Below are 24960 nucleotides of genomic sequence, written 5' to 3' on the forward strand. Positions count from 1 at the left end.
GCCAGAAGATTCGGCAGTCCCTCTTTGTAATCTTTTATACTTTAAACCGGTCAATCGCATGACTCAACTCTTCACTTAAGTTCGTCAGCGTCTCCGCAGCATACGTTACGGACTGAATCGCACGAAGTTGCTCCTCCGTAGAAGCACTCACTTCCTCACACGCTGCTGCCGTCTCCTGAGAAGTCGCCGCCATCGTTTGAATGGTCATGGCAACATCATCTTTATGATTCGATACCGCTGAAATCTCGATTGAAATCGTGTCAATAGATGCTTGCATGTCTTCCATTAAAGCAGACAACTGACCAAATGTTGTTTCCGTTTCTTGAACGACAACACCTTGGTCCCGGAACGTCGTAATTGTTTCTTCCATTTGCTCCGTTACTAGACGTGATTCTTCTTGCAACTGCTGAACCGTCGATTGAACTTCTTTAGTAGCCTGTGCAGATTGTTCCGCAAGCTTGCGTACTTCTTCCGCCACAACCGCGAATCCTTTCCCATGTTCACCTGCACGTGCGGCTTCAATACTTGCGTTCAATGCGAGTAAATTTGTTTGGGATGAAATATCCGTAATCGTATCCATGACGCCGCCGATCGCTTGTACTTTCTCACCAAGGGTTGCAATGGCTTCGTTCATCGACTGCAAGTTAATACCTGAAGACTTGAATGTATCTTGCAACTGCGCCATTTGGGTTTGTCCGTTTGCATTCATACTTCCAGTACGTTCAGCGATTTCCGTCATCGATACGGCGCGTTCTGTAATGCCGTTAATCTGCCGGCCGAGCTCATCTGCACGTTCAGTTACTGTTTCTGCATCTTGTGCAGACTTCGATGCACCTTCAGCGATTTCATTCACCGCGTACGCAACTTCGGAACTGGATGCATTCGTTTCTTCTGCCACCGCACTTAAACTTTCGGAGTTCGTGCGTACGTTATCCGCAGATTGATTCACAACCGAAATGATGCCATGCATACTCGTAATCATCTCGTTGAAATTGTCACTCAGTTGGCCGATTTCATCTTTTGTTTGAATATCTGAGTGCGTCGTTAAGTCGCCTTCAGCAACGGCATCCATTGATTTTCGAAGACGCCCGATCGGCTTTAGCAATTTACCGATGATGAAAAACAGGCCGACTGCGACGATCGCTAACGTGATTGCAGAAATGATAAGAATGGAAGTTCTGAGCTGTTTCGCCATCACCATCAAGTTTTTCTCCTGATAAACGGTTCCCACTTTCCATCCAAAATGAGGTAACGTGGCAAAGACACTAATGGACGCATCTCCTTTATCATCTTTATATGTAAAGTCTCCGGATTCATACATATACATGTCTTCTACATAGCCGAGATTCATCATATTTTCACCGCTTTTCGTCGGGTGAGAAATTGCGGTGCCTTCTTTGTCGTATAGAATCGGATATCCGCCATATGCAATTTCGATGGAGTCTAACGCCTCTGACATGGAAGTCAATTGAATATCCACGCCTGTCACACCTGCTAGCTTGTCACCTATAATTACGGCTTTTGAAGCGGTGATGACCATGTTGCCGGTCGCTTCATCGATATATGGTTTAGACCATTGAACTTTGTCCGGATTCTCCGAAGCGAGCTGATACCATTCGCGGCTTGTAGGATCGAATCCCGTCAAATCGACTACAGGAGAAATTCCTGTGTATTTTGAAGGGAGTGCGTAATAGACCGATGAAGCGTCCGGATACTTGCTTAAGAACTCTTCAAGCTTCGCAATCAATTGCTCCTCGGTTACTTCTTTACCTTCGGGCCCTGTAAAAGCGGATAAGGTTTCAGATGTCCCTAACAAATCCAAACCTTTACTGTATTGACCCAGAAAATTCTCCACCGAAATGGCCATCTGATCGGAAAGACCTGTGCTTGACGATATGACATTCTCTAATGAACGCTTTTTAACCTGGCCGTTCAACATGTATGCCATGAGTAAAATACCGATTAAAAATAGAACGATTGCTGCTGAAATTATTTTTGTCTTTAAAGACTTGAACATGAAAAAGTCCTCCTATGTAAATTACTTATACTAGTTATCTTCGGCAGTATCCGCATGAAGTTGAGTGGGATGTTTTGTATCAATGAAAAAAGAGATTGCCAAGATATCTGGCAGTCCCTTCTTGTAGATTATTTACACTTTAAATCGGTCAATCGCATGGCTCAACTCTTCACTCAAGTTCGTCAGCGTTTCTGCGGCATCTGTCACAGACTGGATAGCCCGAAGCTGTTCTTCGGTCGAAGCACTCACTTCTTCACACGCAGCTGCTGTTTCTTGCGACGTCGCTGCCATCGTCTGGATCGTAGAAGCGACATCATCTTTATGATGCGATACAATTTCGATCTCAGAAGAAATCGATTCAATAGATGCCTGCATATCTTCCATCAACGCGGATAACTCTGCAAAAGTCGTCTCTGTTTCCTGAACGACGATGCCTTAATCCCGGAACGTCGTAATCGTTTCATCCATTTGCTCGGTCACGAGACGTGATTCTTCTTGCAGCTGTTGAACAGTTACTTGCACATCTTCAGTCGCTCGTGCCGATTGTTCCGCGAGTTTCCGAACTTCTTCTGCTACGACTGCGAACCCTTTTCCGTGCTCTCCAGCGCGGGCTGCTTCAATACTCGCATTTAATGCTAACAAATTCGTTTGTGATGAAATATCCGTAATCGTATCCATCACGCCGCCGATTGCTTTCACTTTTTCGCCAAGTGTCACAATGGCTTCATTCATCGATTTCAAATTCATGCCCGATGACTGGAACGTCTCTTGCAGCTGCGCCATTTGGGTTTGTCCATTCGAGTTCATATCCCCTGTACGGACTGCAATTTCATTCATGGAAACAGCACGTTCTGTAATTCCGGTAATTTGCCGGCCAAGTTCATCAGCACGTTCAGAGACCGTTTCCGCATCTTCTGCAGACTTTGAAGCACCTTCAGCGATTTCATTCACCGCATGTGCCACTTCTGAGCTGGAAGCATTGGTTTCTTCTGCCACTGCACTTAAACTTTCGGAGTTTGTCCGGACGTTTTCAGCGGATGAATTCACCACGGATATAATGCTGTGCATATTTGAAATCATGCCGTTAAAGTTTTCACTTAACTGACCAATTTCATCTTTGGATTGGATATCAGATTGAACAGTTAAATCTCCGTCTGAAACTTCGTCCATCAACTTCCGAAGGCGTCCGATCGGTTTCAGCATTCTGCCGATAATGAAGTACAATCCAACGGCAACAATCACCAGCGTAATAAGTGAAATGACAAAAATGGCATTCCGCAACTGAGTAGCCATTCCCATTAGTTTGTTTTGTTCGTAAACAGTACGGACTTTCCAGCCGAATTCAGGAACAGTGGAATAGACAGCTACTGTTTTAATTCCTTTTTCATCTGTGAATTCTAGATCCCCGCTGTCTTTTTCGTACATCGGTTTAATGTACGAGACATCCATCAAGTTCTCTCCTGCTTTCGTAGGGTGGGAAATTGCAGTTCCTTGCTGATCATAAAGCGCTGTGAAACCTTCATAAGGAACTGTTGTGGAAGTTAACAGTGCATTGATGGCAGTGAGCTCCAAGTCGATAGCAGCCACGCCTTTAATGCCCCCGTTTTCTTCTATCGCGTACGATCCTGTAATCATGAAGTTTCCACTCGTTGCATCCGTATAAGGCGCTGACCATTGGACAACTCCCGGAGCCGCAATCGCTTTTTGATACCATTCACGGGACGTCGGGTCATAACCGGTTAAATCTGCTTCAGGATAAAGAATGGTGGACTTGTCAGGGGTTGCGTAGTAAAGTGCAACAGCATCTGAATACGTGTCCAGATTATCTTTCAGCATGTCCAGCAAGTGGGCTTCCGTAACAACTTTCCCATCTTTTCCGGTATAATTGGCAATCGTTTCGGATTTAGCAATCGTCGTAATCCCTTTCGTATACTGGTCGATGAAATTATCGACTGTGAAAGCGGTTTGTTCCGCTAAACTTTCGCTGGAATCTATGACACGTTCCTGGGAAAGTTTTTTGACCTGGTCGTTTACCATATAAATCATAAGAATAATTCCGACTAAAAAAAGTGCAAGTGCAGCAGCGATGATTTTCGTTTTCAATGATTTCGCCATAATCGTAATCCCCTATCTAAAAATTCTGGTATTTAGTATTTCTTCGGCTGCTAAGAGAAGAAGTTGAGTGGGATTTCTAGGAAAGATGTTAACTTTGATAATAGAGAACCGATATAATAAGTAATTGAGAGCGATATCTGAGGAGGACGGAGAAATGGTCAGTCAAATAGGGGGAGGCCAAGACCGGCAGCATGCAGTCGGGCCGACGGATGCAGCAGCACCCGGAATTGTGACAAAAGTTGAAGCCATTCACGACCAAGCACAGCAACAAGCATCTAGAGAACGTGATTTACCTGTAAAAGAAGCCAAAGAACTCACAGCAGGCATGAATAAGTTTCTAGAAAGCGTAGACACCCAGCTGCGGTTTAAAATGCACGACGAATTGCACGAATACTATGTGACGATCGTAGACTCGAGAACCGAAGAAGTCATTAAAGAAATCCCGTCCAAAAAACTAATGGACATGCACGCGGAAATGAAAAAGTTCCTAGGACTGATGATCGACCGTAAAATCTAAGGAGTGATTGGATATGAGAATTGGTGGACTGGCGAGTGGTATTGATACTGAATCGATTATTAAGGATTTAATGAAGGCTGAGAGAATTCCGTTAGATAAAGTTACACAAAAGAAACAGTATTTTGAGTGGCAGTTGGATGACTATCGCAGTGTGAGTAGAGATTTATTCAAGTATAAAGACAACCTTTTTGATAATTATGCATTGGGCAGAAATTACAATCAAAAAAATGTATCTGTTTCTGATTCTGATATTGTTTCCATTAAATCGAAGTCAAACAATGATGACTTTACAGGATCTATAGTGGTTAAACAATTAGCTAAAAGTGCTACTATTCAAGGTAATGCAATTCCTGATTCAGAAAATTTGAAAGCGGGAACGTTTTCCGTCAAAACGCCTGATGGCAAAACCCAAGACATTGTGGTTAAACAAGGTGACACCGTAGAGAATGTGATCAAGCAAATCAGTGAAAAAACTGGAGCCCGTGCTTTTTATGACAGTGCTTCAGGAAAAATTGGATTAACGTCTAAACAAAGCGGCGGAGTTGAAGGGGCAGCAGGTCAACCCAGCGTCGAAGGATTTATTGAACTCAGTGAAGTAGACGACAGCGGTGTTTTAGAAAGTTTAGGGTTATCGAGTATTCCAACTAACCAAAAAACTGCAGGTATACATGCTATCGCTTCGTATAACGGGTTAGACATAGAGAGGAATTCTAACACTTTCGATTTAGACGGGCTAGAAGTTACACTGAAGACTAAGAGTGATAAACCTGTTACTTTTGAAGTAACAACTGATACTGAAAAGATTTATGATAAAGTAAAAAGCTTTGTAGATGACTACAACAAAATAATTGAGGATTTAAATGCGAAAATCCGTGAACCAAAGTTTCGGAATTTCCAACCGTTATCGACTGAGCAAAAAGCAGATATGAAAGAAAAAGAAATAGAGCTCTGGGAAGAAAAAGCTAAAAGCGGAACATTGCGTAACGATCCAGAAATATCAAGTCTTTTAAATGAGTTAAGAACAATGCTAACGGAATCAGTAGATATTGGAAATGGTCAATCTATCAGTTTGAGTGAAATAGGAATCACAACTAGTAAGAACTACTTAGACCACGGTAAATTAGTTATCGATGAGACTAAACTAAAAGAGGCTATTTCAAAAGATTCTGGTGCTGTTGCAAAATTATTTAGTAATACTGGTGAAACCCCTGGGGAGTTAGGGATTGCACATCGAATGAAAAAAACTGTTGAAACTAGTCAAAAAACAATTAAGGATAATGCAGGGTCTGCCGGCGCCAGCACGAAATCCTTTGATTTAGGTAGAACTTTGGACAATATGAACAAACAAATTGAACGTTTCGAAGACCGGATGAAAATGGTGGAATCTCGCTACTGGAAACAGTTCAATGCCATGGAAAACGCAATTCAACGCGCAAATGCACAATCAGCAAGTCTTATGAGTGCACTCGGTGGCGGTGCTTAATTGAAACAGGTATTACAAAAGGAGAGTCTTGTAAATGGTCATGCATAATCCGTACGCTACGTATCAAAATAACTCGGTTACTACGTCGACGCCTGGGGAACTTACATTAATGCTTTATAACGGATGTTTAAAGTTTATTCAACAAGCAAAACGAGCTGTAGAAGTGAACAACCTTGAAGACAAGAATGTTGCCGTGCAAAAAGCACAGGCGATTATCTCGGAACTGATGATAACCTTAGATGTTACTGCATTCCCAGCTGCGAAAGACATGCTTGTCTTATATGAATTCGCGAACAGCCGACTCATAGATGGCAATATTAAGAATGACAGTGCGTTATTTGACGAAGCTGCGGGAATCATGACCGAGTTCCGAGATACATGGAAACAAGTCATTCAATTGAATCGTCAGAAGCAATACGGCAATGTGAGTGAAATATGATTCGACCGGAGCTTGTTCAGTGGAAAGACGCTACGGAGCGGATGCTGACACTTTCGATTTCAAACAATGAGGATCAGCGTGATATCATGATTGCTTCTATTGAAGCGATACTAGATGAGCGAGAGAAACTGCAGCCTTACATCCAACCTCCTTTTTCATCAGAAGAAGAAGTATACGGGAAAGAGCTCGTTGCTCAAGAGCTGAAAGTCGCTGTGAGATTGGAAAGCTATCTGAATGCAATTCGAAAAGATCTCTCAACGTCCCAGACGAAAAAGGACAGCGTTCGGAGTTATGTCAATCCATACAGCAAAGTTGCCCGTGACGGTACGTTCTATGATACGAAACAATAAGCAGTACCCGGTGAATGTTGCATTCATCGGGTTTTATTGACGCGTTAGAGTGGACCTTTATGCCTAATTCCAATGAATAGTATACGGGTATGAAAGTATTAATTTAAAGAAGAATCTAGGAGTGATTGGATGACGATTGAACAACTTAAACTAGCAGACTGGATACGGAAAAACCATCTTCTGTATATCGGCTTTGCGACTGGCGGCGGCCTCGGCTTGCTTGCGCAGATTCTCTTGGGATCCAATATGCAGACGATCCTATCGATTGCCATTCCGTTTGCAATCGGCACTGCTTTTTATATCGCGTTTCGAATGACGAAACAGCCTTGGCTCACACAAAGCCTGCCATACATATTGTTACTATCCACCTTCTCTGTGCTGTTAAGTATTATTTTATTGGTTGGCGCAAATTTAGCTTCTGTCGGGATCATCTTTTTCCTGCTTGTCCTGGGTGCTATCCATGGTCGGATGCTCATCATGGGCGTTGCCTATGTACTCAGTTTGGGTGCATTGATTTTAAATAACATGCTGTTTACCGCTCCTGAGCTTATCGCGGGAAGTGGATTGAATCTAGTGCTGGTCCATTACTTATGCGGTGTGATTCTCATACTGGTCGTCCGTCAAAATTCCAAGAACTTTACAGAGCTTGAACGGTTCACGGCGTTGACTGCTGCTCAAATGAAAGAAGAAGAGGAACTGGCTGCGAAGTTGAACCAAACTGTGGATAAGATTACGGAGAATTTAAGCAAGCTTCGTGGTGCTTCCGGGACATCCCTCGCTTCACAGCGTGAAATGCTGACAGCAATTCAAGAAGTGAGCGGGGCCAGCCAGCACCAGGCGGATCACATATCGGATATTGCGGAACGCTCTGAAAAGACGCATGAATCAATTGAAAAGATTTCAACTGGACTTTCAGTGCTTGTGCAAAAAGCTAATGACGCGGGAGAACTCGCAGGTGAAGGAAGTTCGCGAATTGCTGGGCTGAAAAACGGAATTGATGCATTCGCTGACTTCTTTGAAGAACTGAATCGTACGTTCTTAGTGCTTTCTGAGAAAATTGCAGAAACTAATGCGTTTGCGGGTTCCATTAAAGAAATTACCGACCAGACGAATTTGCTTGCGTTGAATGCTTCCATTGAAGCCGCCAGGGCAGGGGAGCACGGAAAAGGATTCGCGGTTGTTGCGGATGAAATCCGTAAGCTCGCGGGTATGACGGATGAGACGTTATCGAAAATCGATACGAATTTATCTGAAGTGAATACATTCAACGAGCTGGCAGTGACGAAGTTATCGGCAGGTCAACAACAAATTTCTGAGCAGACGGAAGTCGCGGATTCATCCAACACGACGTTCACTGCATTGCACGGAGAAATGCGTGACTTGCAGAAAGAAATGAAGTCATTCATCGAAGCGTTCAGAGAAATCACGGTGAACACGGATAATGTTCGCGGCCGTACGATGGAATTTGCGTCCGTTATAGAAGAAAGCACCGCTGCGATTGAAGAGCTGGATGCGACCTTGACGCATCTTGTCGACGAACAAAGTGAAATCGACGCGTATTTGCAAGAAACGCATAACGAAGCTCTTAGCCTCCGAGGATAATCGGTTACCGTTCTGCAGATGATGGACGGTTTTTATACATGAGCAGAAGGTCAGCAACATAGTGTAAACGACGCCGACATTCTTGAAATCAGGTTTGGTAATGCGTCGGTTCGGTAATAGTAGAAGACGGAGCGCTAAATTAGGATTCCGGTAAAATAATGGGCGCGAAGCTGGTAACTATTTGGTATACTGAAGGGACTAGAGAAGTGGATGGAGTGTGAGTATATGCACTATAAACGTGATGAAGCTTTCAGATATTCCTTTGATGAACCAATCCCTGCAGCATTCAGTATTTACCTTAAAAACAGTGACCGTCCCGGAACCGGAACAGGTGACTCCAAGTTGCTGGATATCAGTCCAGGCGGAACCCGAATGGAAACGTCTTTTGATATTCCAGTAAATCGAGACGAAGTGGCTCTCAAACTGCGCTTCCGCTTATACCAGCAGCCAATTGAGACAGACGGTGTCATTGTCTGGAAAGAAGCGGTCGGGGCACGCTGGATATACGGCATAGATTTTGATGAGAACGAATCCGTAGCTGAAACCATCGTCAATGATCTAAAGCTGCGCAGACAAGCTGAGCGGTAAGCAGCTGGAAAAGCGCTTCGGCAGTATCCGACAAAGTTCTTTTTAATTTTCACTTAAAAAAGAAGGGTTTTAGTTGGGCAATGGAGAAGATAGAGATAGGGTCAAATTAAAGGAGGAGTTTATATGTTAGACTTCAACATTCGTGGCGAAAACATCGAGGTTACTCCAGCAATCCGGGAGCACGTCGAAAAGAAAGTCAGTAAACTGGAAAGGTACTTCACTGAGTCTTTGAAAGCAACAGCTCATGTGAACTTGAAAGTATACAGCGATAAGCAAACTAAAGTTGAAATTACAATTCCAATGAAAAATTTGACACTCCGAGCAGAAGAACGTCATAACGATTTATACGCAGCCATTGACTTGATTGTCGATAAGCTTGAGCGTCAAATCCGTAAATATAAAACACGCGTGAACCGCAAGTTCCGTGAGCGCGAAGGCGTTGGCGCATTCTTACAGGCAACAATGGAAAACGATTCGAATGAGCAAGAGTATGCCGATGACGAAAATGAGTTCAACGTAGTGCGTACAAAACAGCTCGATTTGAAGCCGATGGACCAGGAAGAAGCAATTCTTCAAATGAACATGCTGGGTCACGATTTCTTCATCTTCACTGATGGTGAGTCTGATGCCACAAACATCGTCTACAAACGCCGTGATGGCAAGTACGGCTTGATTGAAACTGAAGCTAATTAATGTTTGGAAACCGCCTGTTACTTTGGGCGGTTTTTTTGTTGGGGAAATTTAGTTTGTGGTTGAACGCTCTATTAGCGAGGGGAAGCGCTCCATTCAGCTGGGTAAGCGATCCATTGAGTCGGGTAACCGCTCGATTCACCTGGCTAAGCGCTCCTTTTGCTAGGCTATCCGCTCCATTCGCCTGTTTAAGCGCTCGATTCACATGCTTTCTTGATTGAGAGAGGTGGAGGTGATCGAGCAATCCGGTACTACTTTTACTCCCGCGGCATTATTCCTATTCCAATTCTATCCCAACTCGCGACAAATCCATCTTTCCCCGGTTAAAACCAAGATTAATTGGTGGGCTCCGCTTCGCTGCGCATTTAGGGATGAGGTAGGGTGGGAAAAGGGTTCTCTCTACCGCAGCTTGTTGTAAAAGGTGTCCCCACGCATCATAGGTGATCAAGCAACAAGCGGATCCGCTCAAGCAAAGATAAAACTGATCAAGCACCACCAAAACACACTCAAGCCGACCCCAAAAAAGCTCAAGCACACACCCAATCCGCTCAAGCCACCCACCCCAACCTCCACCCCCAGTACAAAAGTCGGAAATTTCGTTGCATTGCATTTGCGCCTGCCCATTCACAATGTTAAAATGAAGGGTGAACTTTGTGAGGATGTGACCAAATTATGCTAAGCGTATTGAATAAAATGTTTGATCCGAATAAACGTGATTTGAAACGACTAGAAAAGATTGCTGATCAGACTGAAGCCTTTGCTACTCAAATGGAGCAGCTTTCGGATACTGATTTAACTGCGAAAACGGCAGAATTCCAGCAGCGCGTGAACAATGGAGAGAGTCTTGACGACATTCAGCCGGAAGCATTTGCGGTTGTGCGTGAAGCAGCGCGCCGTGTTCTCGGCTTGTATCCATTCCGTGTTCAAATCGTGGGGGCTGCGGCTCTTCACGAGGGAAACATTGCGGAGATGAAAACCGGTGAAGGTAAGACGTTGACGTCAACGCTTGCGGTGTATTTGAATGCTCTAGATGGCAAAGGTGCACACGTTGTCACGGTCAACGAATACTTGGCTTCACGTGATGCTCAGGAAATGGGAAAGCTGTATGAGTTCCTTGGACTGACGGTCGGCTTGAACTTGAACAGTTTGAGTAAAGATGAAAAGCGTGATGCGTATCTTGCAGACGTGACGTATACGACGAACAATGAGCTTGGCTTTGACTATTTGCGCGACAACATGGTGCTGTACAGTGAGCACAAAGTACAGCGTCCGCTTCATTATGCAGTCATTGACGAAGTTGACTCCATCTTAATTGACGAGGCGCGAACTCCGCTTATTATTTCAGGGCAGGCTGCTAAATCAGCAGAATTGTACCGTTTGGCGAACCGTTTCGTGATGACTTTGAAAAAAGAAGAGGACTTTGCGTATGATGAAACGACTAAAGGCGTAACGATGACCGAAGCGGGGATTGAGAAAGCGGAGCAGGCATTTGGAATCGATAACTTATTCGACTTGGAGCATGTGACACTCAACCACACGATTAATCAGTCATTAAAAGCGCATGTAAGTATGCATGTTGACGTAGACTATGTCGTACAAGAAGGCGAAGTTGTCATTGTCGATTCATTCACAGGCCGTCTGATGAAAGGCCGCCGTTACAGCGATGGACTTCACCAAGCGATCGAGGCAAAAGAAGGACTTGAAGTCCAAAACGAATCGATGACGCTTGCAACGATTACATTCCAGAACTATTTCCGGATGTATGACAAGTTGTCTGGTATGACGGGTACTGCGAAGACGGAAGAAGAGGAATTCCGCAACATTTACAACATGAACGTTGTAGCGATTCCGACCAACCGTCCGATTTCCCGTGATGACCGTCCAGATTTAATCTTCTCTTCAACGGAAGGGAAGTACAAAGCGGTTGCGGATGATATTAAAGAGCGGCATAAAAAAGGCCAGCCGGTTCTTGTCGGTACGGTTGCGATTGAAACGTCTGAGATCATTTCGAACTTCTTGAAGAAGTACGGCGTGCCTCATAACGTGTTAAACGCGAAAAACCACGGTCGTGAAGCCGAAATTATCGAGCAGGCAGGTCAGCCGGGTGCGGTTACCATCGCAACAAACATGGCTGGTCGCGGTACGGATATCAAGCTTGGAGAAGGCGTACAAGAAGTCGGCGGCCTTGCAGTTGTCGGTACCGAGCGCCATGAATCTCGCCGTATTGATAATCAGCTGCGCGGACGTTCTGGTCGTCAAGGGGACGCGGGTATTACACAGTTCTATCTGTCTTTAGAAGATGAATTGATGCGCCGTTTCGGTTCGGAGCAAATGAAAGGCATGATGACGAAACTCGGTATGGATGATGAAACACCAATCCAGTCGAAAATGGTCTCGCGCTCCGTCGAATCTGCTCAGAAACGCGTGGAGGGGAATAACTTCGATTCTCGTAAACGATTGCTTCAATATGATGATGTGTTGCGCCAGCAGCGTGAAATCATTTATAAAGAGCGTAATGACGTACTCGAATCAGACAATGTACGTCCAGTTCTGGAAGCGATGATTGAACGCGTGATTGAAAATGCGGTAGCGATTCATACAACAGAAGAAAAACAAGAAGACTGGGCATTAAAAGCTCTTGTCGACTATTTAGGCGCGAACTTCTTGCCTGAAGACCAGCTGACGGTTTCAGATTTAGAAGGTAAATCGGCACAGGAACTTACGGATTTCATCAAAACAGAAGTGTTGAAGCGTTATGATGAAAAAGAAGAGGAAATGTCCGAAGAAAAAATGCGCGAGTTTGAGAAAGTTGTCCTGCTTCGTGCCATCGATACAAAATGGATGGATCATATCGATGCGATGGATCAGCTGCGTCACGGAATTCACTTGCGTGCATACGGACAAAATGATCCGCTTCGCGAGTATCAAGCAGAAGGATTCGCGATGTTTGAAGAAATGGTGAACGCCATTGAAGCAGATGCATCGAAGTACGTCATGAAGGCGGAAATCCGCAACAACCTGGAGCGTGAAGAAGTGGCAAAAGGCCAAGCGGTGAATCCGAAAGAAGATGGCGAGAAACAAGTGAAGAAACCGGTACGCCGTTCAGTTAATATCGGACGCAACGACCCATGCCCTTGCGGCAGCGGGAAGAAATATAAGAACTGTCATGGTCAAGAGTAATCTGGCCGTGAACCTGAATTTTTGGAGGAACAAACTATGATGGAATTATCAGATGTACGCAACGAGCTCGACAAAACAGCTAAGAAATTAGTGGACTTTAGGGGGTCTCTTTGACTTAGAAAACAAAGAGGCACGTATGCAGGAACTCGATGAAATGATGATGGACCCGACGTTTTGGGATAACCAAGATGCAGCGCAAGTCGTCATTTCTGAATCGAACGCACTCAAAGACAGCGTCGGTGAGTTCCATGCGATGAACGACGAACAAGAAAATCTGGAAATGACAGTCGAACTGTTGAAAGAAGAGCCGGATGAAGAGCTCCAGGAAGAACTCGTGAGCGAATTGAAAGCATTCTTGAAGCGTATGGAAGACTTCGATCTGCAGATGCTTCTAAGTGAAGAATATGACAGCAGCAGTGCTGTTCTTGAAATTCACTCAGGCGCTGGCGGTACGGAGTCTCAAGACTGGGCATCGATGATTTTACGGATGTATACACGCTGGGCTGAGCAGCACGGATACAAAGTGGAAACACTGGACTATCAGGCAGGCGACGAAGCTGGTGTGAAATCTGTAACGCTTTCCATCAAAGGTCACAATGCGTATGGTTACTTGAAAGCTGAAAAAGGCGTTCACCGTCTTGTTCGGATTTCACCGTTTGACTCATCAGGCCGTCGACACACGTCATTCTCTTCTGTTGAAGTGATGCCTGAATTCTCAGGTGACGTAGACATCGATTTGAAGATGGAAGACGTTAAAATTGATACGTACCGTTCGAGCGGTGCGGGTGGACAGCACGTTAACACGACAGATTCAGCTGTCCGCATGACCCACCTTCCAACAGGTGCAATCGTAACGTGTCAAACAGAGCGTTCACAGATTAAAAACCGTGAACGTGCGATCAACTTGTTGAAAGCAAAAATTTATCAAATCCGTGTCGAAGAAGAAGAAGCGCGCCTTCTCGAAATTCGCGGCGACCAAAAAGAAATCGGCTGGGGAAGTCAGATCCGTTCTTACGTCTTCCACCCGTACTCAATGGTCAAAGATCACCGTACCAATGAAGAGACAGGTAACGTAGGTTCTGTGATGGACGGCGAAATTGATCCGTTCATCAACGCATTCTTGCGTTCACGTATTTCTTAATACAGCAAAAACAGCGAGGCTGTCCTCGAACGTCATGAAAATGACAATCGAAGGCAGCCTCGTTTTTTACTATGATTCAATTGAAAATTCGATTCACTTACACAGAATTGTCATGTACTGGCGGCGAGCGTGTATTCTTTGCCTAATTAAGACAGAGAGCAGTTATACGTGACAGTCGTAAATTTCAGCCCGATTATTTGCTGAAGTTTTGTCAAAACAGGTTTGATTTTCGGGAAATAGAGAATACTAAATAGAAGGAGTTCGCTCCATGTTGGGTATTTGTCATGACTCTGTCACGCGTTTAAAGCGAACTAGGCCATTTTTTGCTATACTAAGGAAGCACGTAATTCATTTATTCGAAGGAGGACACATTCATGAAAATGAAAAACAAATTCTTAGCGACGATCTTTGGCGCTGCACTTGTACTTGGTGCTTGTGGCGGCGGCGGAGATGACAAAGCTGGAGACAAAGATTCAGCATCTGGAAATGTAGACGCTGAAAAAGTATTCCAAGCGAACTGTGCATCTTGTCACGGCGGCAACTTGGAAGGCGGAGCAGGTCCTGCTCTTGCTAACATCGGCGGAGAGCTGTCTGAAGACGAAATCCACGACATCATCGAAAACGGTAAATCCGGCGGAATGCCAGCTGGTCTTATTAAAGGCGAAGAGCTTGACGCTGTTGCAAAATGGCTTTCTGAAAAGAAATAAGCTGTTTTAAAAAATGCTGATTAATTTGTAACACAACGAACAGAGACGCTACGGCAGTCTCTGTTTTTTTGTGCAGTTAAAATGAGCTGAATTTCGACAGCAACTCGCTCTTAAACTGTAAAAAATAGGATTGAACATTACAGGATTGTTGAAACGCGGTGAACGTTTTGGAGGAAATGAAATATTCCTGTAATACAGTGTAGGTTTATATCTGTTATACTTAAAAAGCTGAAGAAAAGTTTTCGATCAGGTGGTTACAAAAAATGATTAAAATGAAGAATGTGTACAAAAAGTATTCGAACGGTGTCGTTGCCGCGAATGGTATAAATATCGACATTGACCGCGGTGAGTTTGTTTACGTCGTGGGGCCGAGTGGTGCAGGTAAATCGACATTCATCAAAATGATGTATCGCGAGGAAGCTCCAACCAGCGGACAGATCTTCATCGACGGAACAGACCTGAGTACGTTGAAAAACAAGGAAATACCCTACTTGCGAAGACAGATTGGTGTCGTTTTCCAAGACTTTAAATTGCTTCCAAGATTGAATGTTTATGAGAATGTGGCATTTGCGCTAGAAGTGATTGAAGAAGCACCCGCTGATATTCGTAAAAAAGTAACTGATGTTTTAGCGCTTGTCGGATTGTCCCAAAAAGCGAGAATGTTTCCTAACGAGTTATCAGGCGGAGAACAGCAGCGAGTGTCGATTGCGCGTTCGATTGTCAATGAGCCTAAAATGGTGATTGCAGACGAACCGACAGGAAACCTCGATCCGGATACGTCGTTAGGCATCATGAACATCTTCGAAAAAATCAACAACCGTGGGACGACCATTGTGATGGCGACACACAACAAAGATATTGTGAACAAAATCCGTCATCGCGTTTTATTAGTAGAAGGCGGAATGATCACAAGAGATGAATACGAAGGGGAATACAGCTATGAAGGGTAGAACGCTTGGCCGTCACTTCCGGGAGAGTTTTAAGAGCCTCGGACGAAATGGCTGGATGACGTTCGCCTCCATCAGCGCCGTTGCGGTAACGCTTCTGCTTGTGGGCAGTTTCATTGTTATGATGATGAACTTGAACAAGATGGCGGATAATATCGAGAACGACGTAGAAATTAAAGTGGTTGCGGACGCTGCAGCAAGTGATGCGGCCGTGAAAGAGTTACAAGACAAAGTTCAGAAGATTGATGGAGTCGCAAGTGTTGAATTTGCGTCGAGAGAAGACGAACTGGACAAAATCATTAAATCCTACGGTAAAGAACTCTCACTCTATAAACAAAGTAATCCACTAGGAAACGCGCTATATGTAAAAGCGGCGGATCCTCACGATACGGCTGCAATTGCAAAAAAGATCGATACATACGAGTACACAGCTGATGTTGTCTATGGAGCAGGAAAAGTCGAGAAATTGTTCAACGTCGTAAAAATCAGCCGGAATGTCGGATTGATTTTAATCGTAGCGCTGCTGTTTACGGCAATGTTCCTCATCTCCAATACAATTCGTTTGACGATCATTGCACGTGGTCGAGAGATTGAAATTATGAAACTAGTCGGAGCGACAAATAACTTTGTCCGAATTCCGTTTATTTTAGAAGGTGCTTGGCTGGGGATCCTCGGATCGATTCTTCCAATGGCTGCTATCGCCATTGCCTACCAGCAAATTTATGCATACTGGCAGCCTAAATTGGTGAATGAAATGTTCCAATTGCTCCATCCTGTACCGTTCATTATCCAGGTAGATGGTCTGCTGCTGTTCATGGGTGTGTTCATCGGCGTATGGGGCAGTATGATGTCCGTACGCAAATTCTTGAAAGTCTAACTAGCCGATTTGTATTATTGAAAGGGGAACTGGGACTGTGAGAAAGAATAAGGGAATCTTGCTATCTGCAATGGGTGTGTTGCTGCTTTCGACAACATTATCTGGAACAGCAGCATCTGCAAGCTCGTTGAAAGATATGCAAGATGAACAAAAGGTGCTGCAACAAAAGCAAAATGAGTTGAACAAGGGAATTCAAAACAAATCCAACGAGATTAATAAAAAGCAAACTAAGAAACAATCCATTATGGAACAAATTACGAAGTTGAATGGTGAAATCGAAGCGAATAACGAAAAGATCCGCGACGTTAAGGAAAAAATCAGTCAGACAACTACTGAAATCACGGAACTTCAAGCTTCTATTAAAACATTAGAAAAGCGGATTAAAGAACGGGATGAAGTTTTAAGAGAACGTGTTCGTACGATGCAGGTGAAGGGCGGAGACGTCAGCTACCTGGACGTGCTTCTTGGCGCGAACAGTTTTTCAGATTTCATTGACCGATTCTCTGCAGTTTCCACATTGATGGATGCTGACCGTAAAATCATGCAGCAGCAAGAAGACGACATGAATCAGCTGGAAAAAGAGAAGGAAATGGTAGAAACCAAACTTGCTCAGCAAGAAGAACGCAAAAACAAACTGACAGACTTGAAGAAAAAATTCGAAGCGCAAAAAGTTGAGAAGGACAAGCTGGTCGATCAACTAGAAGCTGAACAAGCCAAACTTTCTACTGAAAAAGCGGACTTGGAAAGCGAATTCGATGAAACTCATGAACTTTCTGCAGACCTTGTGAACAAGATTAGTGCAGAGCAGGATCGTTTGGCAGAAGTTGCACGTCAAGCAGAATTGCAGCGTAAACGTGATGCGGAAGCAGCTGCTAAACGCCGCGCTCAACAAGCAGCCAGTAATTCATCAAGTTCGTCCTCATCGAGCAGTCATGAAACAGCTGCACCGCCTGTTGCGAGCGGTACATGGACCAGTCCGGCAAGAGGACCGCTTACATCATCATTTGGATGGAGAATGCACCCGATCTTCCATACACAGAAACAGCACCGCGGACAAGATATCGGAGTTCCAGTCGGGACTACAGTCGTTTCTGCAGCTGAAGGCGTTGTATCCCATGCAGGACCGATGGGCGGATTCGGTAACGCGATCATGGTTACCCATTCAATTGACGGACAAATCTTTACGTCTGTTTACGCACACTTATCGAATATCGGTGTGAGCACAGGACAGCACGTAGGAAAAGGTCAATTCATCGGTAAATCGGGAAATACAGGAAATTCAACAGGGCCTCACTTGCACTTTGAAATTCACGTAGGCAACTTCTCTGCCTCTGGACCAAGTGCTGTGAATCCATTACGTTATGTATCATTCTAAGTAACGACTTATATATCTATTGCCGGTTTTTCCCTGTAACAAACATCTTGGCACCAGGGAGCACCGATTACACAAAAGGCCCGCAGCCATGCGGGCCTTTTTCTTTAGGAACTATAAGGGCATTTTGTGGAGTTGACTGGCATTTTACGATACCATGAGAGGTATACTGGACTAAAGGAGATTTCAATGCCTGTCACAGACTATTTTTTACTATGGAAGGTCACGGTGCCTTCATCTTGGATTGCAGCGGTCATCGGATTTATCCTGGCATGGCTTGCTGTTAAAATGAAATTCGGTAAACCCGTCGCAGATCTTTTTATCGACGCGCTGTTTACCACTATTATTGTATGGAAGCTGTCCGTAATTGTAACGGACTTTGAAACGGTACGTCGTGCTCCACTGGCTATTCTCTATTTCAATGGAGGTACGTTTGGATTTCTAGCTGGGCTGGTTGTCGCTGCGGTGGTTATTCTCTTATCTCGGAAACCTAAGCCGCCAATGATGAGCCAAGGTCTTTTGCTTGGAATCGTAACTGCCCAAGCAGGCTATCAAGTGATGATGGCTCTGTTGAATGAGAGTGCGTTCTTAATTGAAGGAATCACAATTGTCGTATTTGGGATGCTGGCAGTGCTTTCATTTGTTCATGCACAAAATGAACGTATACCTATTGTCTACGGAGCAGGATTATTTGTAGCTGCCCACGCATTCATTGGAGCCTTGCAGCCCGTCGGATTTACAGGCATTCCATTCACAGCAACAGTGCTTGCATGCATCTTAGCAGTACTAGTTACTTGGCGCTTCACACAACGTAAGGAAACAGATGGAGGGATACAATGAATAAAAAGTGGATTGGGTACGCAATCGCAATTCTCTTGATCGGTACGATGATCGTGATGATGGTGAAATCGAATTTGGATAAACCCGAAGTCATTGACACAGCTTCTACTGAAGCCATGTCTAAAAATACTGCGGGATCAGGACTGGATCAGGGCGACACACCGCCAGACTTTGAGCTTGAAACGCTGACGGGAGAAAAAGTCCGTCTTTCAGACTTGAAAGGTAAGAAAGTCATTTTGAACTTCTGGGCAACCTGGTGCCCGCCATGTAAAGCAGAAATGCCGCATATGGAAAACTTCTATAAGAAATTAAAACCGGAAGACAACGTGGAACTCGTTTCCGTCAACCTGACCTCTGCAGAAAATCGCGGACAGAAAGCCGTCGAAGAATTCGTAGATGCGTATAAGCTAACATTCCCGATCCTTCTCGACACAGAAGAACTTGGCATGACAGACTACAAAGTCTTCTCCATTCCCACCACCTACATCCTCGGAACCGACGGCACCATCGACAACCAAATCGTCGGTCCTATGGACGAAGCAATGATGGAACAGCTAGTGAAGGATGTTAAATAAACGGTTTTGAACTAACTCTTTTTCTTTACTATCTTTTATTCAATGAAGATAATATTTCCAACCGTACTCGTTGATTGAAACGGAAGACGGCGACTCCTGCGGAATCAGCGAAGATCGAAGACCCCGCAGAAGCGAAGCGCCGAGGAGGCTGAGATCGAGCCCGCGGAAAGCGTCCGTCTGCAGTGTAAATCAACCCCGTTAGATCTAATTTCAAATACCGGTTCCAGCTTGTCGTAACCTACTCCCTTCTTTCATATAGTGGAAAGAGGAGGGGATGGTGACGATGCGCAGGAGCCGGATTTTTGCGTTTGGTATTTTAGCCGCAGTTGCGGTTTGTCTCGTAATGGTGTTGGACGGCTGTGGGAAAAGTGAGGAGGCGACCCACGACTCAAGTGGGAAATTTGGAGTCATCGACGAAGCGTACGAAGTCATTACCGGAAACGCCGTGTATCAGCTGAAAGACAACGACTTGATTGAAGGCGCGTTACGCGGAATGGCGGACGTAATCGGGGATCCGTATTCCACGTACTTAACGAAAGAAGAAGCGGCCTCCCACAAGGAATCACTCGCGGGGGAACGTGTCGGGATCGGTGCAGAAATCACGCGCACGAATGGCAAATTCATTATTGTGTCTCCTGTCAAAGGATCACCTTCAGAAAAAGCAGGATTGCTTCCGTATGACGAGCTCGTGCAAATTGACGGAGAGCGATTGGATGGATTGACGCTGAAAGAAGTCGTCAAACAAATCCGCGGCAAGCAAGGGACGTCTGTGAAACTGGTTGTCTATCGTCCGGAATCTGGGAAACACGTGGAAATGACAATTGAACGCGATGTCATTCCTGTTCACACGGTGTCTTCTGAAATATTAGAAGAGCGAGGCAAGAAAATCGGCTACATAGGGTTGACAATGTTTGGTGAAGACAGTGCAAAAGAGTGGCAGGCAGCGACTGAGATGCTCGTAAAGGACGGTGCGGAAGCCTTGCTGATTGACGTCCGCGGAAATCCAGGGGGCTACTTGCATGCGGTTGGAAATATCGCAGGGAGTATGCTTCCGGAAGACACGGTATTCGCCTATATGGAGGACGTAAAAGGGCAGCTGACGCCCCTTGTGACAGAGCAGCCAAAAGAGCTGAAGTTTAATCCGAAATTGCAAGTCATTCCAGTGGTTTTATTGCAAGACAAAGGCAGCGCTTCTGCAAGTGAAGTATTGAGCGGCGCCCTTCAGGATCTCGGCCGCGGCTTCATAGTCGGAACAACGAGTTTCGGCAAAGGAACGGTCCAGGAGACGATGAAACTGTCAAACGGCGGTGAAGTGAAACTGTCGACCCATAAATGGCTGACACCCAAAGAGCGCTGGATTCACACAGAAGGAATTGCGACGGACCTTGAAGTGAAGCAGAATAGCTTGTTCTCTGAGCATTTGAGAGTCATTGCAGAAACGTATAAAGAACAGCAATTCCATGAAGATGTCGCCTATGCCCAGCGGATATTGAAAGCACTCGGATATGATCCGGGACGGGTGGATGGGTTCTTTGATGAAGCAACGGGTGAAGCCATTGCTAATTTCATGGAGCATGAAAAAGTGGATGCATCTGGAGATATGGACAGCAAGTTCTTCCAGACGCTGAAAGCGAGCGCAGAAAAGTATCGGAACGATCAAGAGAATGATAAACAGCTCGCGATGGCGCTCGGATATTTGCATCACGAATTATCTGGAAAGTGATCGATTTGCCCTACGCATAAATAACAGTCTGTCACGACTATCCATTCCATTCCAATCTTTGTTACAATAGAAGGAAACAGCGGGATTGGAATGGAGTGTGATAGAACGTGTCTGAGAATTGGTTGTTTGACATTTTACAAGCAGCAGCAGTCTTTTTCCTGAATCCACTATTCTGGCTGATTCTCCTCGTTGCGGTTGCGCTCGGGTACATGAGGGTGAAGCGGGAACGGAAAGACTTCAACATTCGGAAGCTGCCGGGGCTCACGGAATTGAGACGGCTCGTTGCAGATTCATGGGTGCATGCCCTCCTATTATCAGTCCTGTTAAGCGGGATCGGATTCGTGGCGGATGCAGGATGGATTGTCTTATTTTCGATTGTGATGATCATTGTACTCATCAGTTTTTATTACCAGTGGGGATCACCGATTTATACAGCGGCGATTGCGTTTTTTGGATTGGCTGCGTGGCAGAAATTCGGCGGATCGTTTTCGGTTCACGGATGGTCGCTGCAAGACGTGGATCTGCTTGACCAGCTGGCGGTAACGATTCCTGTCATTGCTGGACTTTTGTTAATTGCAGAAGGAATGCTGATTCGAAAGTCTACTGTGAAATACGCATCCCCCCATTTAGAGAAGACGAGCAGAGGCCTTCGTGCAGCTGTCTTCAAAGTGAAAAAGATTTGGCTGCTTCCGGTACTTCTGTTAGTGCCTGGAGATATGATTTCTGCATATGTGCCTTACTGGCCGCAGTTTACACTCGGTGCAGAATCGTTTAGTTTTGTGCCAGTGCCAGTGCTGATTGGCTTTAGCCAAATTGCACGCAAGCGGTTTCCGGATGAGCTCTTCCCGAAATTCGGTGTGTTGGTGATTTGGACGGGCGTCGCTGTTACGGTACTCGCGTTCGGTGCTCTTTATGAACCTATGATCGGCTGGGGCGCATTGGTTATGGGTGTCCTGCTTCGATCAGTTCTGACATTAGTCACAGCTGTTCAGGAACGGAGCGGCGGTTATGCAGCTTCGCCGAGTGCGAAGGGTGTTGTGATCGCAGGCGTTCTTCCTGGATCACCTGCTGAAAAACTCGGATTGCAGCCGGGGGAAGTCATTCGTGCGGTGAACGGAATGCAAGTTGCGAATGATAAAGAATTGTATGACGCGATCCAAGTGAATGCCGCCCATTGCCGTTTGCAAGTGGCGGATCGAAACGGAGAAGTCCGTCTTATGCAGCAAGTGCTGTACCGGCATGATCATTATCAGCTCGGATTATTATTAGTAAGATAATAGATAAAAAGGAGGCGGTGCTGTGTGGAAAGTTTAGCGACAAAATTGGTTATGGCGTTGTTCATTCCTGGAATTCTCGTTGTGTTCTTCACGCGGGTTACGTTTCATCAGCTTGTCGGATTAATCTTGACGATTGCACTCATCGCCGCCTCTGTTTATGCAGGTTATACGCATAACTGGATGCTGTACGTGGCAGATGCGCTGTCGCTGACGGTTGGATTCTGGTATGCCAATCGAATGGTTGCAAGCGCACATCGGCGGTCTAATGAAAATCTTCATGAATAACGAAAAAGCCTTGCACACGCTGCAGGGCTTTTTCATTTCTTCTATTCTATAAGTATGAGAACCGGGATTTTTGGGTATGATAGGTTCAAAGGGGTTACATGAACAAACTGTAGACCGCGAGTACACCAATCGTTCCGAGGACGACGGTCATTAATCCAAATCCGGAGACTGCTATGAGAAATGCAGTTGCGGCACCGATTAACCCGAATAAGAGATTGCCTTCTTGTACATAGAACACTGCCGGGAAAATGAGAGCGCCGAGCACAGCGTAAGGGATGTTGCTTAAAATTCCCGTAACGAACGGCGGCAGCTTTTTTCCATCGAGGATCGTGAGCGGAATCATGCGCGGAATGTACGTCACAAGCGCCATTCCGAATAGCATCCACCAATAAGTCGGGCCCATCAGTTCTCCTCCTTTTCAATGACAGGGATAGACCTGCGTCCGTATTTTGAATAAATGAGTTCGATAATGATTGAAGAGAGCAAGGTCGATGCCAAAATTGCCCACCCTGTCGATAATAATTCGGTATAATAAAAGAAACAGTGCAGGATTGCCGCAAGACTCGCGAGCAGCACTACTTTCCGATTGCCTTTCATAGATGGGACAAGCAGTGCGATGAAGAGCGCATAGAGTGCGATGGACATGGCAGCTTGCAGGAATAACGGCAGGTTCGCGCCGATGACATGTCCTACAGCGGTGAAAACGACCCAGCTGCCGTAAGCGATCACGATGACGCCGAATGCATGAGCACTTGACACTTTGTCTTGTTTACTCGTTGCAATGACGGAAAACGTTTCATCCGTGACTCCGAATGCGTATGCAGCTTTGACGGGTTTTGGAGCGGGCTGCATCTTTTCATTCAGCGAAGCCGTCATTAGAAAGTGACGGATGTTTACGATGAATGTATTCATGACGATTAATAATGGATCGACGCCAGCTGTGATGAGGCTGAGCGATATGTATTGGGCTGCGCCAGCAAAGACGAAAATACTCATTGCGGTCGCTTCGATCAGCGAAAGCCCAGTAGTCTTTGCAAGCAGGCCGAATGTAAGCGCGACGGGGAAATACCCGATGGCGATGCTGAGACCGGCGCGGAGGCCGTTGTTGAATTCACTGCGTTCCATTTGCATCCCAGCTTTCATATGATTTTCAATACTAGTGATTATACTACATCTGCTAAAGACAACAAGACTGAATTTTTAAATGGTTATAAAAAGAGAGATTAAGGTTGGGGTGACTCGAGATGCAAGAATGGTTAAGTGTGGATAAAGTTATCGAACTCGCAGAGCAATATAAGGCATTCGGTCCGTTCATCGGCATTTTACTGCCGTTCATCGAGTCATTCCTGCCTTTTTTACCGTTATTTGTGTTCGTCTTCGCGAATTCCGCAGCGTACGGATTATGGTTAGGCTTCATCCTATCCTGGGTCGGAACGACGGTCGGTTCCTACGTGGTGTTTTTGATTATCCGGAGATACGGGCAAAGCCGCTTACTGAACTTCATGACACGCCATAAAAAAGTGAAGAAGCTGATTTTGTGGGTGGAGAGCAATGGATTCGGCCCGCTGTTCTTGTTCATCTGTTTCCCGTTTACGCCATCCGCGCTCGTGAATCTGGTTGCAGGATTGTCGAATATGCGGAAGACGTATTATTTGATGATCTTAATGGCAGGGAAGTTTGTCATGATTTTCATGATCAGTTTCGTCGGCTACGATTTGAAAGCATTGCTGACCCAGCCGATCCGATCCGCAATTGTCGGCGCTGTGATTTTGATATTATGGTTCGCCGGCAAGTATTTTGAGCGGCGTTTGAATAAGAAGGTCGAGCGGCACGCGCGGGAATGGGACGGGAAAAAGCATTGGGAGGACAAGTAATAGCAGTGCAGTGCGCTTCGCCTGGCGAAGCGTTTTTTTATTTGGATTAAACATCTTGTGGCACGCTTCAGGAATTGGGGGCGGGTGCTCATAAAAGTTATGAAACGCTCATAACGTCGGGGAAATGATCATAAATCTCGCGAAGTGCTCATAACCGTGGAAATGCGATCATAAATCACGAAATGTGATCATAAGACTTTTAAACTGATCATAAACCTCAAAAAACCGCTCATAACCACTTCACGCCGCGCGCTATGCCCCTCAATCCTTCATCCAGCAACCACACAAATGAACCATTTTCAGAAGTGCGAACATTTATTCGCAAAAGCACCTCTCAGACTTTGATTCTTCTAGTGAAAAC

The 24960-nt window shown here is 45.3% G+C and carries 24 protein-coding genes; 19 read left to right on the plus strand and 5 right to left on the minus strand.

Going from position 1 to position 24960, the window contains the following annotated elements; genetic code table 11:
- Positions 1 to 34: 34 nt before the first annotated feature.
- The 3 genes from PGH26_RS03640 to PGH26_RS03650 all read right to left on the minus strand — a co-directional run bounded on the left by PGH26_RS03640 (position 35) and on the right by PGH26_RS03650 (position 4132).
- Entirely contained in the window at positions 35 to 2017 is a 1983-nt protein-coding gene (locus tag PGH26_RS03640; protein WP_323692669.1) for a methyl-accepting chemotaxis protein, read from the minus strand.
- A gap of 132 nt (positions 2018 to 2149) precedes the next feature.
- Complete coding sequence (locus PGH26_RS03645; RefSeq protein ID WP_323692670.1) at positions 2150 to 2404, minus strand: hypothetical protein; 255 nt, start codon at positions 2402 to 2404, stop codon at positions 2150 to 2152.
- A gap of 48 nt (positions 2405 to 2452) precedes the next feature.
- Complete coding sequence (locus tag PGH26_RS03650) at positions 2453 to 4132, minus strand: methyl-accepting chemotaxis protein (protein ID WP_323692671.1); 1680 nt, start codon at positions 4130 to 4132, stop codon at positions 2453 to 2455.
- A gap of 154 nt (positions 4133 to 4286) precedes the next feature.
- Here PGH26_RS03650 and flaG point away from each other — a divergent pair, with 154 nt between their 5' ends.
- The 18 genes from flaG to PGH26_RS03740 all read left to right on the plus strand — a co-directional run bounded on the left by flaG (position 4287) and on the right by PGH26_RS03740 (position 22725).
- Positions 4287 to 4649: a flagellar protein FlaG gene (gene flaG / locus PGH26_RS03655; protein ID WP_323692672.1), complete on the plus strand. Its 363-nt coding sequence runs from the start codon at positions 4287 to 4289 to the stop codon at positions 4647 to 4649.
- A gap of 13 nt (positions 4650 to 4662) precedes the next feature.
- Entirely contained in the window at positions 4663 to 6132 is a 1470-nt protein-coding gene (locus PGH26_RS03660; protein WP_323692673.1) for a flagellar hook-associated protein 2, read from the plus strand.
- A 34-nt stretch (positions 6133 to 6166) separates the two neighbouring features.
- Entirely contained in the window at positions 6167 to 6571 is a 405-nt protein-coding gene (gene fliS, locus PGH26_RS03665) for a flagellar export chaperone FliS (protein WP_323692674.1), read from the plus strand.
- Positions 6568 to 6921, plus strand: coding sequence for a flagellar protein FliT (gene fliT, locus PGH26_RS03670; RefSeq protein WP_323692675.1), 354 nt, complete (start codon positions 6568 to 6570; stop codon positions 6919 to 6921). The genes fliS and fliT overlap by 4 nt, the downstream gene beginning before the upstream one ends.
- Before the next feature lie 129 nt (positions 6922 to 7050).
- Entirely contained in the window at positions 7051 to 8523 is a 1473-nt protein-coding gene (locus PGH26_RS03675) for a methyl-accepting chemotaxis protein (protein WP_323692676.1), read from the plus strand.
- Between the two features lie 225 nt (positions 8524 to 8748).
- Entirely contained in the window at positions 8749 to 9111 is a 363-nt protein-coding gene (locus PGH26_RS03680) for a PilZ domain-containing protein (protein ID WP_323692677.1), read from the plus strand.
- A gap of 123 nt (positions 9112 to 9234) precedes the next feature.
- The gene (gene hpf / locus PGH26_RS03685; RefSeq protein WP_323692678.1) at positions 9235 to 9804 is read left to right on the plus strand and encodes a ribosome hibernation-promoting factor, HPF/YfiA family; all 570 of its coding nucleotides are present in this window, start codon (positions 9235 to 9237) and stop codon (positions 9802 to 9804) included.
- A 669-nt stretch (positions 9805 to 10473) separates the two neighbouring features.
- A complete protein-coding gene (gene secA, locus PGH26_RS03690; protein WP_323692679.1) occupies positions 10474 to 12981 on the plus strand; it encodes a preprotein translocase subunit SecA in 2508 nt (835 codons plus the stop codon).
- A 39-nt stretch (positions 12982 to 13020) separates the two neighbouring features.
- Positions 13021 to 14122 (plus strand): peptide chain release factor 2 gene (gene prfB, locus PGH26_RS03695; RefSeq protein ID WP_323693458.1). Its coding sequence is split into 2 segments (ribosomal slippage): positions 13021 to 13092 and positions 13094 to 14122, totalling 1101 coding nucleotides; the frame shifts between segments, so codons are not numbered across the junction.
- Positions 14123 to 14496: 374 nt separating this feature from the next.
- Positions 14497 to 14829: a cytochrome c551 gene (gene cccB / locus PGH26_RS03700; RefSeq protein ID WP_431312517.1), complete on the plus strand. Its 333-nt coding sequence runs from the start codon at positions 14497 to 14499 to the stop codon at positions 14827 to 14829.
- 263 nt (positions 14830 to 15092) lie between these two features.
- Positions 15093 to 15779 carry a cell division ATP-binding protein FtsE gene (ftsE, locus tag PGH26_RS03705; RefSeq protein ID WP_323692680.1) on the plus strand — a complete coding sequence of 229 codons (687 nt, stop codon included), beginning with the start codon at positions 15093 to 15095 and terminating at the stop codon, positions 15777 to 15779.
- A complete protein-coding gene (gene ftsX, locus PGH26_RS03710) occupies positions 15769 to 16653 on the plus strand; it encodes a permease-like cell division protein FtsX (protein WP_323692681.1) in 885 nt (294 codons plus the stop codon). The genes ftsE and ftsX overlap by 11 nt, the downstream gene beginning before the upstream one ends.
- Before the next feature lie 37 nt (positions 16654 to 16690).
- The gene (locus tag PGH26_RS03715) at positions 16691 to 18028 is read left to right on the plus strand and encodes a murein hydrolase activator EnvC family protein (RefSeq protein ID WP_323692682.1); all 1338 of its coding nucleotides are present in this window, start codon (positions 16691 to 16693) and stop codon (positions 18026 to 18028) included.
- Positions 18029 to 18214: 186 nt separating this feature from the next.
- Entirely contained in the window at positions 18215 to 18865 is a 651-nt protein-coding gene (locus PGH26_RS03720) for a hypothetical protein (RefSeq protein WP_323692683.1), read from the plus strand.
- Positions 18862 to 19440 (plus strand): peroxiredoxin family protein, encoded by a 579-nt coding sequence (locus PGH26_RS03725; protein ID WP_323692684.1) that lies wholly within the window; start codon positions 18862 to 18864, stop codon positions 19438 to 19440. The genes PGH26_RS03720 and PGH26_RS03725 overlap by 4 nt, the downstream gene beginning before the upstream one ends.
- 283 nt (positions 19441 to 19723) lie before the next feature.
- A complete protein-coding gene (locus PGH26_RS03730; RefSeq protein ID WP_323693460.1) occupies positions 19724 to 21163 on the plus strand; it encodes a S41 family peptidase in 1440 nt (479 codons plus the stop codon).
- A 107-nt stretch (positions 21164 to 21270) separates the two neighbouring features.
- Positions 21271 to 22440, plus strand: a complete 1170-nt coding sequence (locus tag PGH26_RS03735; protein WP_323692685.1) for a PDZ domain-containing protein — start codon at positions 21271 to 21273, stop codon at positions 22438 to 22440.
- Positions 22441 to 22464: 24 nt separating this feature from the next.
- A complete protein-coding gene (locus PGH26_RS03740) occupies positions 22465 to 22725 on the plus strand; it encodes a CsbA family protein (protein WP_323692686.1) in 261 nt (86 codons plus the stop codon).
- Between the two features lie 94 nt (positions 22726 to 22819).
- Here the strand turns inward: PGH26_RS03740 and PGH26_RS03745 are convergent, their stop codons facing one another.
- Together PGH26_RS03745 and PGH26_RS03750 are read right to left on the minus strand one after the other, a co-directional pair.
- A complete protein-coding gene (locus tag PGH26_RS03745) occupies positions 22820 to 23128 on the minus strand; it encodes an AzlD domain-containing protein (protein WP_323692687.1) in 309 nt (102 codons plus the stop codon).
- Positions 23128 to 23850, minus strand: coding sequence for an AzlC family ABC transporter permease (locus PGH26_RS03750; protein WP_323692688.1), 723 nt, complete (start codon positions 23848 to 23850; stop codon positions 23128 to 23130). Before PGH26_RS03750 ends, PGH26_RS03745 begins: the two co-directional genes overlap by 1 nt.
- Positions 23851 to 23969: 119 nt before the next feature.
- Here PGH26_RS03750 and PGH26_RS03755 point away from each other — a divergent pair, with 119 nt between their 5' ends.
- Positions 23970 to 24599, plus strand: a complete 630-nt coding sequence (locus tag PGH26_RS03755; RefSeq protein ID WP_323692689.1) for a TVP38/TMEM64 family protein — start codon at positions 23970 to 23972, stop codon at positions 24597 to 24599.
- Positions 24600 to 24960: the final 361 nt, after the last annotated feature.

This window comes from Sporosarcina jeotgali, assembly GCF_033304595.1.
In the GTDB taxonomy this organism is placed as follows: domain Bacteria; phylum Bacillota; class Bacilli; order Bacillales_A; family Planococcaceae; genus Sporosarcina; species Sporosarcina jeotgali.